The 14,893-nt window shown below is 72.7% G+C and carries 15 protein-coding genes and 1 riboswitch; of the genes, 7 read left to right on the top strand and 8 right to left on the bottom strand.

All coding sequences use genetic code 11. The features are described from left to right. Window positions 1–573 (top strand): GNAT family N-acetyltransferase, encoded by a 573-nt coding sequence (locus AB0I15_RS31090; RefSeq protein WP_358102813.1) that lies wholly within the window; start codon window positions 1–3, stop codon window positions 571–573. Between the two features lie 343 nt (window positions 574–916). On the opposite strand, the gene metF is transcribed toward AB0I15_RS31090, so the two are convergent. Next, complete coding sequence (gene metF, locus AB0I15_RS31085; protein ID WP_358102811.1) at window positions 917–1,837, bottom strand: methylenetetrahydrofolate reductase [NAD(P)H]; 921 nt, start codon at window positions 1,835–1,837, stop codon at window positions 917–919. A 92-nt stretch (window positions 1,838–1,929) separates the two neighbouring features. Between metF and AB0I15_RS31080 the strand changes: the two genes are divergently transcribed. Then, on the top strand, window positions 1,930–2,997 hold the full coding sequence (locus AB0I15_RS31080; protein WP_358102809.1) for a polyprenyl synthetase family protein: 1,068 nt from the start codon (window positions 1,930–1,932) through the stop codon (window positions 2,995–2,997). 213 nt (window positions 2,998–3,210) lie between these two features. Here AB0I15_RS31080 and thiE read toward each other — a convergent pair whose 3' ends face one another. The 3 genes from thiE to AB0I15_RS31065 are packed head-to-tail and all read right to left on the bottom strand — an operon-like array spanning window position 3,211 to window position 5,401. Next, entirely contained in the window at window positions 3,211–3,849 is a 639-nt protein-coding gene (thiE, locus tag AB0I15_RS31075) for a thiamine phosphate synthase (protein WP_358102807.1), read from the bottom strand. Next, window positions 3,827–4,201 (bottom strand): Rv2175c family DNA-binding protein, encoded by a 375-nt coding sequence (locus AB0I15_RS31070; RefSeq protein ID WP_358102805.1) that lies wholly within the window; start codon window positions 4,199–4,201, stop codon window positions 3,827–3,829. Before AB0I15_RS31070 ends, thiE begins: the two co-directional genes overlap by 23 nt. A gap of 30 nt (window positions 4,202–4,231) precedes the next feature. Next, window positions 4,232–5,401 carry an FAD-dependent oxidoreductase gene (locus tag AB0I15_RS31065; RefSeq protein ID WP_358102803.1) on the bottom strand — a complete coding sequence of 390 codons (1,170 nt, stop codon included), beginning with the start codon at window positions 5,399–5,401 and terminating at the stop codon, window positions 4,232–4,234. A 52-nt stretch (window positions 5,402–5,453) separates the two neighbouring features. Further along, window positions 5,454–5,570: riboswitch (TPP riboswitch) on the top strand. On the opposite strand from AB0I15_RS31065, the gene AB0I15_RS31060 reads away from it, so the two are divergent. From AB0I15_RS31060 to pknB, 4 genes are all read left to right on the top strand, one after another. Beyond that, window positions 5,560–6,741 carry an FAD-dependent oxidoreductase gene (locus AB0I15_RS31060; RefSeq protein WP_358102801.1) on the top strand — a complete coding sequence of 394 codons (1,182 nt, stop codon included), beginning with the start codon at window positions 5,560–5,562 and terminating at the stop codon, window positions 6,739–6,741. It overlaps the preceding riboswitch by 11 nt. Beyond that, the gene (gene thiS / locus AB0I15_RS31055; RefSeq protein ID WP_358102799.1) at window positions 6,738–6,938 is read left to right on the top strand and encodes a sulfur carrier protein ThiS; all 201 of its coding nucleotides are present in this window, start codon (window positions 6,738–6,740) and stop codon (window positions 6,936–6,938) included. Before AB0I15_RS31060 ends, thiS begins: the two co-directional genes overlap by 4 nt. Beyond that, the gene (locus tag AB0I15_RS31050; protein WP_358102797.1) at window positions 6,931–7,686 is read left to right on the top strand and encodes a thiazole synthase; all 756 of its coding nucleotides are present in this window, start codon (window positions 6,931–6,933) and stop codon (window positions 7,684–7,686) included. The genes thiS and AB0I15_RS31050 overlap by 8 nt, the downstream gene beginning before the upstream one ends. A gap of 185 nt (window positions 7,687–7,871) precedes the next feature. Beyond that, a complete protein-coding gene (gene pknB / locus AB0I15_RS31045) occupies window positions 7,872–9,782 on the top strand; it encodes a Stk1 family PASTA domain-containing Ser/Thr kinase (RefSeq protein ID WP_358102794.1) in 1,911 nt (636 codons plus the stop codon). Window positions 9,783–9,879: 97 nt separating this feature from the next. Here the strand turns inward: pknB and alc are convergent, their stop codons facing one another. Genes alc through AB0I15_RS31030 form a run of 3 tightly spaced genes read right to left on the bottom strand, consistent with a single transcriptional unit; the run spans window position 9,880 to window position 13,292 of the window. Next, the gene (gene alc / locus AB0I15_RS31040; protein ID WP_358102792.1) at window positions 9,880–10,824 is read right to left on the bottom strand and encodes an allantoicase; all 945 of its coding nucleotides are present in this window, start codon (window positions 10,822–10,824) and stop codon (window positions 9,880–9,882) included. Beyond that, window positions 10,825–12,138, bottom strand: a complete 1,314-nt coding sequence (allB, locus tag AB0I15_RS31035) for an allantoinase AllB (RefSeq protein WP_358102790.1) — start codon at window positions 12,136–12,138, stop codon at window positions 10,825–10,827. Further along, on the bottom strand, window positions 12,135–13,292 hold the full coding sequence (locus AB0I15_RS31030; protein WP_358102788.1) for a glycerate kinase: 1,158 nt from the start codon (window positions 13,290–13,292) through the stop codon (window positions 12,135–12,137). The genes allB and AB0I15_RS31030 overlap by 4 nt, the downstream gene beginning before the upstream one ends. A 180-nt stretch (window positions 13,293–13,472) precedes the next feature. Here AB0I15_RS31030 and AB0I15_RS31025 point away from each other — a divergent pair, with 180 nt between their 5' ends. Next, on the top strand, window positions 13,473–14,630 hold the full coding sequence (locus AB0I15_RS31025; RefSeq protein WP_358102786.1) for a winged helix DNA-binding domain-containing protein: 1,158 nt from the start codon (window positions 13,473–13,475) through the stop codon (window positions 14,628–14,630). A gap of 14 nt (window positions 14,631–14,644) precedes the next feature. Here the strand turns inward: AB0I15_RS31025 and AB0I15_RS31020 are convergent, their stop codons facing one another. Further along, complete coding sequence (locus AB0I15_RS31020) at window positions 14,645–14,857, bottom strand: EF-hand domain-containing protein (protein WP_358102784.1); 213 nt, start codon at window positions 14,855–14,857, stop codon at window positions 14,645–14,647. Window positions 14,858–14,893: the final 36 nt, after the last annotated feature.

The raw sequence follows: 14,893 nt of genomic DNA, 5'->3' as shown, positions 1-14,893 counted from the left end.
GTGATCGAGTTTCGCGGGGCGGGTCCGGCCGAGTTCGCCGAACGGCTGGGGACGGTGATCGACATTTACACGGCGGCGATGCGACCTCCCGAGGACCAGATCACCGGCCGCAAGACCATCATGCGAAATCACGGGACATATCCCCATTTTCAGTGCTATTTCGCGGAATTGCGTGATTCATCCCCCGATCTCCCCGCTCTTGAACCCCGAGTCGTCGGCTTCGCCTACGGCTTCCGCGGCACGCCCGGCCAGTGGTGGCACGACGTGGTCCTCAGGGGCCTGGCGGACCGGCTCGGCCAGGAGGCGGCCCACGCCTGGCTGGGGCACGCGTTCGAGCTGGCGGAGATCCACGTCCACCCCGACTACCAGGGCAAGGGCATCGGCCGCGCCATGATCACCACGCTGTGCGCGGGCCGCCGCGAGCGTTCGGCCGTCCTGTCCACCCACGACCAGCCCACGGCCGCCCGTCACCTCTACGCCAGCATGGGCTTCACCGACCTGCTGACGAGGTTCGTCTTCCCGGGCGGCCACGAGGAGTACGCGATCGCGGGCCGCCCGCTGCCCCTCACCTAGACGGGCCGGTGACCTTGGGGTTTACCGGGCATGACCCGGGGCAACATTCATGACAGAAAGTAACTGACCCTTTACCCGTCGGCTACTGTCCCCTGTCCGTCACCCGCCCGATCCCCCTGCGGGCGGGTGACGGCTGTCCGGCCACGTGACCGGGCCCACCTGACGCCGTTACGGCGCCCGGCCCCGTGCGGGGTCAGAAACCGTCTCCCTGGAGGCCCCGGCCCTGGTCGGCGGGTGGGTGCCGGCGGCCGGCCGTAATGTATGCCGCGCCGCCCGCCCCGCGCCGCCCGTCCCGAACCGCCCGTCCCGAACCGCTTATGCCGAACCGCTTATGCCGAACCGCTTATGCCGAGAGCGGCACCCGCTCGAGGCGCTGGTAGACCTCGCGCGACGCGCTGGAGCGGTTGAACGTGATGAAGTGGATCCCCGGCGCGCCCTCGTCGAGCAGCCGCTGGCACAGCTCGGCCCCGTGGTCGATGCCCAGCCGCCGCACCGCCGCCGGATCGTCCTTGACCGCCTCGAACCTGGCCGCCACGTCCGGCGGGAACGGCGCCCCCGAGAGCTGCTCCGAGCGCGCGATCGTGCTCATCTGCGTCACCGGCATGATGCACGGGATGATCGGCGTCTCGCACCCCTGGGCCGCCACCCGGTCGCGCAGCCGCAGATAGTCGTCGGCCTGGAAGAACATCTGCGTGATCGCGTAGTCGGCGCCCGCGCGGCACTTGCGCACGAAGTATTCGGTGTCGGACTCGATCGACGGCGAGCGCGGATGCTTGTAGGGGAAGGCGGCCACGCCGACGCAGAAGTCGCCCGCCTGCCTGATCAGCCGCACCAGCTCCTCGGCGTAGAGCACGCCCTCGGGGTGCTGCACCCACTCGGCCCCCGGGTCGCCGGGCGGGTCGCCGCGGACGGCCAGCATGTTGCGCACGCCGGCGTCGGCGAAGCGCCCGATGAGGTGGCGCAGCTCGCGGATCGAGTGGTCGACCGCGGTGAAGTGCGCCACAGGGGTGAGCGTGGTGTCGTGGGCGATGCGCTCGACGATGTCGACCGTGCGGTCACGGGTGGAGCCGCCCGCGCCGTAGGTCACCGACACGAACGTCGGCCGCAGCGACTCCAGCTCCCTGATCGCCCGCCAGAGCTGCCGCGCGCCCTCGTCGGTCTTCGGGGGGAAGAACTCGAACGAGAACGACCGGCCACCGGCGGCGAGCAAGTCGCGGACAGTGGGAACACGATCGGGCCGGATGGAGGATCGACCAAGCGCCATGGACCAAGGTTACCGCCCCATCCCGCCGGAGCAGCGGGGCAGAGGGACACCTGCAGATCCGACACCATACGTCCGGCCACTAGTCTCAAGGCATGACCACTCAAGCCGCCGGCCTGGACACCCTGCGCACGCAGGTGGAGCGCGCCCTCGGAGAGTTCGTCGACCGGCAGCTGCCCGACGGCGGCGAACCCGAGTTCACTCCGCTGCGCGCGGCCGCCGACGAGCTGCTGGCGGGCGGCAAGCGGCTGCGCCCGGCCTTCTGTTACTGGGGCTGGCGCGGCGCGGGCGGCACGGACGAGCCGGGCATCTTCACCGCCGCGGCCTCGCTGGAGCTGCTGCAGGCCAGCGCGCTGGTGCACGACGACGTCATGGACAAGAGCGACCTGCGCAGGGGCATGCCCTCGGCGCACCGCCGCTTCCAGGCGATGCACGAGAAGTCGGCCTGGTACGGCTCCGCCGAGCAGTTCGGTGAGGGCGCGGCGATCCTGCTGGGCAACCTGCTGCTGATCTGGTCGGGCGAGATGTGGCGGGCGAGCGGCCTGCCGCGCGAGTCGATCGAGGCGGCCCAGCCCGTGCACGACCACATGCGCACCGAGCTGATGTGCGGGCAATACCTCGACCTGCTGGAGCAGGCCCACGGGGAGAACACGTTCGAGTCGGCGCTGCGGGTGGCGCTGTTCAAGAGCGGCAAATACTCGGTGGAGCAGCCGCTGCGGCTCGGCCTGGTGCTGGCCGCCCGCGAGCTCGCCCCGTGGATGGACGACCTGTGCACCGGCTACGGGCAGCGGGTCGGAATCGCGTTCCAGATCCGCGACGACATCCTGGGGGTGTTCGGCGATCCGGCGCAGACGGGCAAGCCGGCCGGCGACGACCTGCGTGAGGGCAAGCGCACGATGCTGGTGGCCCGCACGCTGGCGGCGGCCTCCCCCGGGGACGCGGCAACGGTGCGGCGGCTGCTCGGCGATCCGGCGCTCGACGAGTACGGCGTGGCGACGCTGCGGCGGATCATCGAGGACACGGGCGCGCTGCAGGAGTGCGAGGACCTGATCGGCGACTATCTGGGCGAGGCGCTGGCGGCGCTCGACGAGGCGCCGGTCACGGCGCAGGCGCGCACGGCGCTGACCGAGCTGGCCATCGCCGCCACGTCCCGCAAGACCTGACCTCCGGGCCACGCTCCTCCCCGGAGGCGTTCACGAAGCCTCTTCCGGAGCTTCTCCCGGCGATCGACACGCCGACCGACACGCCGACCGACACGCCGACCGACACAGCGATCGACACGCCGACCGCACGCCGATCGACACGCGGACCTCACGGCGGCCGCACGGCGATCCTCACGGTGAGGGAGGCGCCCGCGCGGTGGCGGGCGCCTCGGGTCAGCGGGAGGACAGTCGTTTGGCGAACTCCGCCGCGGCCGCCCCGGGGTCGTCGGCACCGGTGATCGCCCGCACGACGACCACCCGGCTCACTCCGTACGACATCACCTCGTCGAGGTTGCCGAGATCGATGCCGCCGATCCCGAACCACGGCCGCGAGGACCCCAGCGACGCCGCGTGCCGGAGCAGCGGCGGGCCGGGAGCCGGGCGGCCCGGCTTGGTCGGCGTGGGCCAGATGGGCCCGCAGCAGAAGTAGTCGACGCCCTCCTCCACGGCCGCGGCGGAAGCCTCGGCTGCGGAGTGGGTGGACCGCCCGATGACGATGTCGTCGCCGAGTATCTCTCGCGCGACCGTCACAGGGAGGTCGTCCTGCCCCAGGTGGAGCACGTCGGGCCGGGCGGCATGAGCGATGTCCGCCCGGTCGTTGACGGCCAGGAGTTTGCCGTGCCGGTCGCAGGCGTCGCGGAAGATCTCGAGGAGCGCGAGTTCTTCGCGTGCCTCCAGGCCCTTCTCCCGCAGCTGGATGATGTCCACGCCGCCGGCCAGCACCGCGTCGAGGAACTCTGCCAGATCCCCGCGGTCGCGGCGGCCGTCTGTGCAGAGATAGAGGCGGGCCTCAGAAAGCGAGGGCTTGGGCACGCCGCTTGACCTCTGTGTGACGACCGGCCCTGATCGCGTCAACGGGCGACCCTGGCAGGGATTCGTCTGGGGTGAAGAGCCAGCGCAGGGCCTCGACGTCGTCGTAGCCGGCGTCGAGCAACACGGTCAGCGTGCCTGGCAGGCCCTTCATCACATCCTTTCCATCGAGGAACACCGCGGGCACCTGTGGCCCGCCGCTGCCCCGGCGCACGCCGAGGAGCTTGTGGTCCTTCAGGAGTTGCTTGGCCCGCCCGATCGAAAGGTCAAGGCGCGAGGCCACTTCGGGGAGCGTGAGCCACTCGTCTACGAGCTGCTCGGTCTCCCGGTCGATCTGTGCAACAGAAAGCGTCACGAAACCACAACTACCACATGCCGTGCTTGCTCAAACAACACAATCCCGTAGGGGGACTTGTGGATCTACCAGGCGTTCCGTGTCCAGCCTGTGACCCGCCTCGATGATCCGCCGCCCCTGTACGAGGTCGCGCGGCCGGTCGACGGCCAGCACGGCGGCCAGGGAGTCGTCGTCCGTGAGCCAGACGGCCGACCATTTCCCGTCGGGCTCGCCGCGGTAGACGAGCCGCTCACCGGCGGGGTGGTGGCCGGCGTACTGCAGCATGTGGCCGAACTGCTCCGACCAGAAGTAGGGGACCGGGTCGTAGACGGCCTCCTCCCCCAGCAGCGTCGCGGCGGCCACCTCGGGGGCGTTGAGCGCGGTGTCCCAGTGTTCGACCCTGAGCCGGGTCTTCCAGCGGCGCGACCACCAGGCGGCGCAGTCGCCCACGGCGACCGTGTTGGGCAGCGAGGCCCGCAGATGCTCGTCGGTGACGACGCCGTTGTGCAGGTCGATGTCGGCGTCGGTCAGCCACTCGACGGCCGGGCGCACGCCGATGCCGGTGACGACCGCGTGAGCTTCGACGAACTCGCCGCCCACCAGGCGTACGCCGCCCTCGTCCACGGAGTCGACCATGGCGCCGAGCCGCAGGTCGATGCCTTCGTACCAGGGTGTGGTGCGGGCTCCGATCCCCGTGCCGACGGCGGTCGCGATCGGGGTGGAGGCGCTCTCGACCACCGTCACGTCGCATCCGGCGTGGCGGGCCGCGGTGGCCACCTCGGCGCCGATCCAGCCCGCGCCGATGATCGCGATGTGGGCGCCGGGCACGAGCATGGCCCGCAGCTCGTGGGCGTCGTCGAGCGTGCGCAGCACGTGCTGGGGGCCGTCGCCGGGCAGCCTGATCGGGTCGGCGCCGGTGGCGATGACCAGGCCGTCGTAGCCGAGCTCGCCCTCGGTGGTCTCCACCACGCCCGTGCGCAGGGACTTGGCGCTGACGCCGGGCCAGAAGTCGACCTCCAGCGCGGCCAGGTCGGTCTCGACGTAGCTGGTGTCGGTCTCGCCCTTCAGCACGGCCTTGGACAGCGGCGGGCGGTCGTAAGGGCGATGCCGCTCCTGGCCGATCAGGGTGATCCGGCCCGCGAATCCGCGCCCGCGCAGCGCCTCCACCGTGCGCACGCCCGCCAGGCCCGCTCCTACCACCACGACATGGTTCACGTTCATGACCATAACGGGGGCGGTGCTTGGACGCGGCACCGAGGCCGTAGGCTGTGAACGCAAGACGCGCGGGAGTCCGGCCGTTACCGGGCTGAGAGGAAGGCTTCACCGGGCCTTCGACCGCAAGACACCTGATCCGGATCATGCCGGCGAAGGGAGCGCGGATGGATGTGATCGTGGGTGGCGGGGTCGTCGGGCTGTCCATCGCCTGGCGCATGGCGCGCGAGGGGCGGCCCGTCACCGTCGTGGACCCGGCCCCGGCCTCCGGGGCCTCTCACGCGGCCGCGGGGATGCTGGCACCGGTCAGCGAGGTGACGTACACCGAGGGGCCGCTGCTGCGCCTGGGCGTGGCGTCGCTGCGCCGCTGGCCGTCGTTCGCCGCCGAACTGGCCGCCGACGCCGGGTTCGAGGCGGTGGGCGGCGAGCCGGCCACGCGCGGGCTGGACCTGCGCTCCGACGGGACGCTCGACGTGGCGTTCGGGGCCGACGACCTGGCGGCGCTGGACGAGCTGGCCGCGTACATGGACAAGCTGGGGCTGCGGGTCGAGCGGCTGACCGGGCGCGAGTGCCGCCGCCTGGAGCCCATGCTGGCCCCCTCGGTGCGCGGCGGCCTGCTCGCGCCCGGCGACGCCTGGGTGGACCCGCGCCGCGTGACGGCGGCGCTGCTCACCGCTCTGGAGCGGCTGGGGGTCCCGCTGGTGCGCGCCCGCGCGACCGAGCTCCTCCGCGACGGCGGCACCGTCGTGGGCGTACGCCTCGCGCCACCGGACAAGTCCGGCGGCCCTGGTTCCGCGCCGGTCGCGTCCGGCGGCGGGGCGCGAGCGGAGGAGCCGGCGGAGCTCGCGGCCGAGCGGGTGGTACTGGCCGCCGGCGCCTGGAGCGCCGGGCTGGCCGAGGTGCCCGTGCGGCCGGTCAAGGGGCAGATCATGCGCTTGCGTTCGCCTCAGCCGCTGCTCGGCCGGTGCGTACGCGGAACCGTGCACGGCTCACCGGTCTACCTCGTCCCCAGGGGCGACGGTGAGCTGGTGGTCGGGGCCACGCAGGAGGAGATGGGGTTCGACACCAGGGTGACGGCCGGCGGGCTCTACGAGCTGCTGCGTGACGCCAGGGAGCTGGTGCCGGGCGTCACCGAGCTGGAGGTCGCCGACGTGGTGGCCGGGCTGCGGCCGGGGACGCCCGACAACCTGCCGGTCATCGGGCCGAGCGGGACACCGGGGCTGACGCTGGCCACCGGGCACCACCGGGGCGGCGTGCTGCTGGCGCCGCTGACGGCGGCCGTCCTGCTGGGCGAGGAGAGCGAGCTGGCGGCGTTGTGCTCGCCGGGGAGATTTCGGGAAATTTCATGATTGTTACCATCAACGGGGCCGCGCACGAGGTGGCCGACGGAATGACGGTGGCCCAGGCCGTCCACACATTGACCGCGGCCACCACGGGAGTGGCCGTGGCCGTGAACGACGAGGTGGTCACGCGCAGCGCCTGGGAGACGACGGCGCTCAGCGACAGTGACCGCGTGGAGGTTCTGACGGCGGTGCAAGGTGGATGAGCTGATCATCGCCGGCGAGAAGTTCTCCTCCCGGCTCATCATGGGGACCGGCGGCGCGCCCTCCCTGGAGGTGCTCGACCAGGCGCTGGCCGCGTCCGGCACCGAGCTGACCACGGTGGCCATGCGGCGGCTCGACCCGGGCTCGCGCGGCTCCGTGCTCGACGTGCTGCGCCGGCGCGACATCAAGGTGCTCCCGAACACGGCCGGCTGCTTCACCGCGGGCGAGGCCGTGCTGACGGCCCGGCTGGCCAGGGAGGCCCTCGACACGAACTGGGTCAAGCTCGAGGTCATCGCCGACGAGCGCACGCTGCTGCCCGACCCGATCGAGACGTTCGACGCGGCCGAGCGGCTGGTGGCCGACAGGTTCGTGGTGCTGCCGTACATCGGGGACGACCCGGCGCTGGCGCGGCGGCTGGAACAGGCGGGCTGCGCGGCCGTGATGCCCCTGGGCGCGCCGATCGGGTCGGGCCTGGGCATCCGCAACCCGCACAACATCGAGCTCATCGTGGAGGCCGCCTCCGTGCCGGTCGTCCTCGACGCGGGCATCGGCACGGCGAGCGACGCCGCGCTGGCGATGGAGCTGGGCTGTGACGCCGTGCTGCTGGCCACGGCGGTCACCCGGGCGCAGCGGCCCGACCTCATGGCGGCGGCCATGAAGGGGGCCGTGGTGGCCGGGCGGCTGGCGCGCCAGGCGGGCCGCATCCCACGCCGCCGCTACGCCGAGGCCTCGTCACCGACGACACCGTGAACCGATCACACCGCGACACGCGCGTCGCGGCGATGAGGCCTGGGCGGGCGTCGGTGATGAGGCCGTGACGCCGATGGTTTTATGTCTGTTTTGTCCGTGGTGGGGACGTTCCAACGAGAACGTCTCCGCATCGGTTTCGGGCGGCCGGGCCCTGCCAGTGGCAAAACGCCCGTAAACTCAGCGGGGTGGATACGACGACTGCGGACCCCCTGGTCGGGCGGCTCCTCGATGGGCGCTACCGCATCGAGAGCCGGATCGCCCGGGGCGGTATGGCGACCGTCTACCTCGCGCTGGACATCCGGCTCGACCGGACGGTGGCGCTGAAGGTCATGCACCGTTCGCTCGCCGAAGACCCGGCCTTCGTCAGAAGGTTCATCGGCGAGGCCAAGTCGGTGGCCAGTCTTTCCCATCCCAACGTGGTGCACGTCTTCGACCAGGGCACCGACAACGACGTCGTCTACCTGTCGATGGAATACGTCCCCGGCAGGACCCTGCGCGACATCCTGCGCGAGCGCGGCCGGCTGCCCGCCCGTGAGGCCCTCGAGATCCTGATCCCGGTGCTCGCCGCCCTCGGCGCGGCCCACCAGGCCGGGCTCGTGCACCGCGACGTCAAGCCCGAGAACGTCCTGATGACCGACGACGGCCGGGTCAAGGTCGTCGACTTCGGCCTGGCCAGGGCGATCGAGGCGACCAACCAGACCCGTACCGGCGTGATGATCGGCACGATCGGCTACATGGCGCCCGAGCAGGTCATGACCGGCGCCGCCGACGTGCGCAGCGACGTCTACGCCGCGGGCATCATGCTGTTCGAGCTGGTGACCGGACAGCAGCCCTACGACGGCGAGACCCCGATGTCGGTGGCCTACCGGCACGTCCACGACACCGTCCCGGCGCCGTCGTCGGTGACGCCCGAGGTGCCGCCGCTGGTCGACACGCTGGTGGCGAGCGCGACCGCCCGGGAGCCGCACGACCGCCCGGCCGACGCGACCGCGATGCTCGTGGCGGCGGTCGACGCGCACCGGATGCTGCCGCGCACGACCATCCCGCCGGGGTCCGGGCCGATGCCGCCGCAGCACTCGCAGCCGCACGCCAGGACCACGGTCTCGCCCGCGCCGTCGATGCCGCAGGGCACGCCCGGTCACACGATGATCCAGCCGCGGGCCGAGGTGCCGGCGCCACGGCGGTTCAAGCCCAACTGGTTCCTGGTGACGCTGGCCGCCGTGATGGTGGTCGCGGTGGGCCTGACGGGGTGGTATTTCTCGCAGCCCGAATACGTCAAAGTGCCCGACCTGCGCGGCAACGACATCGCCCTGGCCGAGAAAGACCTCACCGCGATGGGCCTGCAGGCGCGTAAGGCCGAGGGCGTCAACGACGAGAAGGTGGCCGAGGGCCTGGTGCTCCGCACCGACCCGGAGACCGGCACCGAGCTTGAAAAGGGCAAGACGGTCACGCTGGTGCCCTCGCTCGGGCCCAAGCGGGTGGTCGTGCCGAACCTGGCGGGCATGGACGGCAACGCCGCCCGCGCCGCGATCGCCACGGCCGGGCTGACCGTGGGCTCGGTCAAGCGCATCGCCAGCCAGGACGTCGAGCGCGACAAGGTCATCCGCACCTCCCCGCAGGTCGGCGAGAAGGTGAAGGAAGGCACGAAGATCGGCATCTTCGTCAGCGCCGGGCTCATCATGCCCGACATGGCCGGCATGCCGAAGGACGAGGCCGCCGGCTACCTGGGCGGGCAGGGCTTCCAGGTGCAGGTCAACGAGGTGGACGACGACGCCGAGCCGTGCACGGTCATCGCCCAGCAGCCGAAGGCCAAGGCCGAGGTCGACAAGGGCGCCTCGGTCTCGATCACGGTGGCGCGGTGCCAGACGGACTTCTGGGAGTGGTTCCAGGGCGACAACGAGGCCCGCGACGACCAGCAGTTCAGCCTGGTGCCGCCGGTGATCGGCAAGGAGGTCAAGGACGCCACCCGGGAGCTGCAGGCGCTGGGGTTCAGGGTCCGGGTGCAGCGGCTGGGCAACGGCGGCGTGGTGCAGTACCAGCGGCCGCTGCCCAACAGCGAGCGCCCTCCGGGCACGACGGTCTTCCTCTGGCAGTAGACGCCTCGCAGTAGACCCCGGCGCGCGCCACCGGCCACGGCCAGGGCGCGCCGGACGCTCGATGGCCGTGCGCCCGGGCGCGGGGTGTGGGCGCCGGTCAGGTCAGGTGGCCGCGCAGGCGGACACGGGCGAGGCCGCCGTCCGGGTAGATGTCCACGCGGACGTGGGTGACCGGGTGCCGGTGGTCGAGGCGGAAGCGGTGCGGGGTGTCGGGCTGCAGGCGGGTCCTGGCGAGGAGCGGCACCTCGCGGTCGCCGTCCAGGCCCGTCAGTGACACCCAGCCGGGCGCGTTGAACAGCAGGTTCGTGGTGTCGATCTCGGCCAGCCTGATGTGGCCGCGGCCGGCCAGGCGGATGACCAGCCAGTCGTTGCCGCCGTCGCGCCGCCGGGCCGTCTCCCAGCCCTCCGCCTGGTGCCGCGCCAGGCCGGGCGCGATGACGTTGTTGGGCGCCGAGTAGAAGTCGTCGGAGCACGACGTGACCAGGGCGCCGTTCGCGAGCGCGGCCAGGTCGAGGCCGAGACCTTCGTAGAAGGACAGGTCGGGGCGGACCTCGCCGTGCACGCGCAGCCTTGCCACGCCGCCGTCGGGGTGGATGGAGAGCCGCACGTGGGTGTAGCGGGTCTCGTCGGCGACCTCGAAGTGGTGCTCGGCGTCGCCCTTCAGCTCCGACCGCGGCACGATCTCCGTCCACGGCGCGGCGAGGACCTCGGCGGGCGACGGGTGGCCGTCGAGTGCGGTGGCCTCCACGGAGGCGTACGGCGGGTAGTTGCCCTTGAACCAGGCCGTGTCGATCACCACGCCGCGGATCACGCCGGGGAGCCCGAGGCGTACGAGGGCCCAGTCGTGGCCGGGTTCGCGGCGGCGGCGGGTCTCCCACCCCTCGTAGATCTGCCCCTTGTTGCCGAACGTCTCCGCCTGGAAGCCGGGCCGCCCCGGCCTGATCAGGCTCTCCTTCTCGGCGAACGATTCGTCGCTGGCCGCCACGACCGAGCCCCCGAGGGTGCGCAGAGCGAGGTCGGGCAGGGTGATGAAGTGGGACATCTACTGCGCTCCCAAGAGGAATCGTCCGTGCGGCGCGCCGTCCACGGGCCGGCCGCGCAGCCACGTGGTCAGGACGGCGCCCTTGAGCGTGCGGCCGTGGTAGGGGGTGACCGGGTTCTTGTGGTGGAGGAGGGCGGCGTCGACGAGGTGGTCGGCGTCGGGGTCGAAGGCCACCAGGTCGGCGTCATTGCCGACTTTCATCCCGCCTTTTCCCGAAATTTTGGCTAGTGCCGCCGGATTGGCGGACATCCAGCGCACCACGTCGCCCAGCCCGTGCCCCCTCCGCGCCGCCTCCGTCCAGATCGCCGGCAGGCCGAGCTGCAGCGAGGCGATCCCGCCCCACGCGGCGGCGAAGTCGGGCACCTTGAGGTCGGCCGTGGACGGCGAGTGGTCCGACACGACGCAGCTCAGCACGCCCCTGGCCAGCCCCTCCCACAGCAGGTCGCGGTTGGCCTCGGAGCGGATGGGCGGGCAGCACTTGTACGCGGTCGCCCCCTCGGGCACCTGCTCGGCCGTCAGCGTCAGGTAGTGCGGGCAGGTCTCCGCCGTGACCGCCACGCCCTCGGCCCTGGCCGCTTCGAGCACGTCGAGGCAGTCGGCGCTGGAGACGTGCAGGATGTGCACCCGGGCGCCGGTCTCCCGCGCCAGCCGTACGACCTGCTCGACCGCGCTGCGCTCCGACGCCCCCGGCCGCGACTCCAGGAACTCCCGGTACGTCGGCCCCCCGGGCTCCCCCAGCAGCACCGGATCCTCGGCGTGCACCACCATCACCCCGCCGAACCCGGCGATCTCCTCCAGCGCCTCCCGCAGCTCGGAGACGCCCAGCGGCGGGAACTCCTCCACGCCCGACGGCGACAGGAAGCACTTGAACCCGTAGACCCCGCGCTCGTGCAGGGGCGCCAGGTCCTTGACGTTCCCCGGCACGGCGCCGCCCCAGAACCCGACGTCCACGTGGCACTGCCCGAGCGCGGCCCGCTGCTTGGCGTCGAGGGCCGCCACGTTCACGGTGGGCGGCAGGGAGTTGAGCGGCATGTCCACGATCGTGGTGACGCCGCCGGCGGCGGCCGCCCTGGTGGCCGAGTCGAAGCCCTCCCAGTGGGTCCGTCCCGGCTCGTTGACGTGCACGTGCGTGTCGACCAGGCCGGGCAGCAGGGCCAGGTCGCGCAGGTCGATGTCCTCGGTGGCGGTGAGCGGGGCGGTGTAGCCGGCCAGGGCGGCGATCCGCTCGCCCCGGACGGCCACCGCGACGGCCCGCTCCCCCTCCGGCGTGACGGTCCTGCGGGATCTGACGACGAGGTCGTACGGAATGGTCATGCATTCCCCTCTTGGAGGCGGTCGGCGGCGAGGCGGGCGGCGAGGCGTTCGAGCAGGGGCCCGGCCTGCTCCATGCAGCGGGCGGGGTCGGGCTCCAGGTCCGTCAGGGCGTAGGCGGCCTCGATGCCCGCGGCCCGCAGCTCGGCGTCGGTGAGCGTGCGGCGCCCGCAGACGGCCACCACGGGGACGCCCGCCCTGGCCGCGGCCTGCGCCACGCCGACGGGCGCCTTGCCGCGCAGCGACTGCTCGTCCAGTGACCCCTCCCCCGTGACCACCAGCCGCGCGCCCCGCACCAGCTCGCCGAACCCGAGCAGGTCGAGCAGGTAGTCGATGCCCGGCCGCAGCTCGGCGTGCAGGAACGCCAGCGCCGCGAACCCGACCCCGCCGGCCGCGCCCGCTCCTGGAGCCCCGGCCACGCCCATCGCGCGCGGGATGTCGTCGTGCTCGACCGCGCCCGCGAGCCCGTGGGTGAACACGGCCACGGCGGCCAGCCGGGACAGGGCCGCCTCGAGCGTCCTGACGTCGCCGGGGGTCGCGCCCTTCTGCGGCCCGTAGACGGCGGCGGCGCCGTGGGGGCCGAGGAGGGGGTTGTCCACGTCGCTCGCCACCACGAACTCCACGCCGGAGACGTCGAGGAAGCCGGACATGTCGATGCGGGCCAGGTCTTTCAGCGCCGCCCCGCCACGCGGCAGGTCGCGGCTCTCGGCGTCGAGCAGGCGGGCGCCCAGCGCCTGCGCCATGCCGGCTCCGCCGTCGGTGCACGCGCTGCCGCCCAGGCCCAGGACCACCCGCTTGGCGCCGCGCCGTACGGCGTCGGCGATCAGCTCGCCCGTGCCGTAGCTGGTGGCGGTCAGCGGCTCGTGCCCGCCGGGCAGGCGGCGCAGCCCGGACGCCTCCGCGAGCTCGACCACGGCGGTGTCGGTGGGATGCCAGGCGTAGGAGGCGGGGATGCGCTCGCCCGTGGGCCCGGTGACCTCGATCGTGATCCGGCCGAAGCCGCCCGCGACGGCGGCGTCCACGGTGCCGTCACCGCCGTCGGCCACCGGCAGCTCGATCGTGGGCACGCCGAGCCCGGCCGACACCCGGGAGGCCACTTCGGCCGCCGTCAGCGACCCCTTGAACTTGTCCGGGGCGACCAGAACGTGCTGAACCACTACGAACTCCCACCTGATGATGAACAATGTCCTGACACGCCTTCCTGCCCGGTGCGAGCGGGCAGGAAGGCGTGACTCATCATCCTGACATTGGGGTGTTGCGGAGAACCACCCAGGTACACGCCCCCGGCGATCACGTCCGGCGTACCCGGCCAGGCTCACAGCGGAAAGGGGTCGTTCGTGCGCATCACGACGCCGCAGCGGCGGGCCCGCCTCGCCCTCCGGCACCGGCTGGCGCGCAAGGCGGCCACGCCCGAGGAGGCGGCGGCCGCCGTGGTCGCGCTGCACGGCACCGACCCGGCGACGGTGTTCCTGTCGGCGGGCGCCCGCCTGGCCGCCCCCGGCGCCGAGCCGGTCGAGCGGGCCCTCTACACCGACCGCACGCTGGTGCGGATGACCGGCATGCGGCGCACGATCTTCGTCGTCCCGGCGGAGCTGGTGCCCGTCGTGCACCACTCCTCGGGGCTGGCGATCGCCCGCAAGGAGCGGGCGGCGACGCTGAAGCTCTTCGGGGCGGGCGGCTGGGATGAGGCGCGGCTGAAGGACGTCGAGGCGTCCGTGCTCAAAGCGCTGGCCGAGACCGGCGAGGCGTCGGCGGCCGAGCTGGGCGCGCGGGAGCCGCGGCTGCGCGAGCAGGTCAGGGTGGCGGTGGGCAAGCCGTACGAGGGCGTGGTGAGCGTGGGCTCGCGCCTGCTGTTCCTGATGGCGCTGGACGGCTTGCTCGTCCGCCGGGCGCGCGTCTCCGGCACCTGGGTCAGCGGCACGCACCTCTGGGGCCTGGCCCCGGCGATCGCCGAGCTGGCCGTGCACGAGGCCCAGGCCGAGCTCGTACGCCGATGGCTGGCGGCCTTCGGCCCCGGCACCGAGGCCGACCTCAAGTGGTGGACCGGCTGGACGCTCAAAGACGTGCGCGCGGCCCTGGCCGCCACGGGCGCGGTGGCGGTGGAGCTGGACGAGGGCACCGGCTACGTCCTCCCGGACGACCTGCCCGGCGACGCCGAACAGGATCCCGGGCCGTGGGCGGCGCTGCTGCCCGCGCTCGACCCGACGCCGATGGGCTGGCAGGCCCGCGACTGGTACCTGCCCCAGGAGCACCGGGCCGAGCTGTTCGACCGCAGCGGCAACGTGGGCCCGACCGTCTGGTGGGAGGGCCGGGTCGTGGGCGGCTGGGCGCAGCGGCCCGGCGGCGAGATCGTGTGGCGGCCGCTGTCGGACGTCGGCGCGGAGGCGAGCGCCGCCATCGAGGCCGAGGCGGCCGGGCTGGCCGCCTGGCTCGGCGGGATCAGGGTGACGCCCCGCTTCCGCACCCCGCTGGAGCGGGAGCTGTCCAAACCGTGAGAAGGCGCGGCCGGCTATGACACCGTGCGGATGAACTCCTCCAGGGAGTAGCGGCCGTCCTGGTCGGAGTCGGCCTCCTGGCTCATCGCCCCGAGGGCCTCCTCCGGCAGGTCGGGGAAGTGGCCCTTCAGCTCGGCCTCGCTGATGTAGCCGTCGCCGTCGGTGTCGATCGAGGCGAAGACGCTCTTGAGCTTCGCCAGTTGCCCGTCCGGGAGTTCCGCCGACACAGTCCCGCCTTTCAACGCTCAATTCAGGACATCCAC

The organism is Nonomuraea sp. NPDC050643 (assembly GCF_040654715.1).
Taxonomy (GTDB): domain Bacteria; phylum Actinomycetota; class Actinomycetes; order Streptosporangiales; family Streptosporangiaceae; genus Nonomuraea.
Note: the sequence above shows the minus strand (reverse complement) of the source record. Positions and strands in the feature narration are given on the sequence as shown.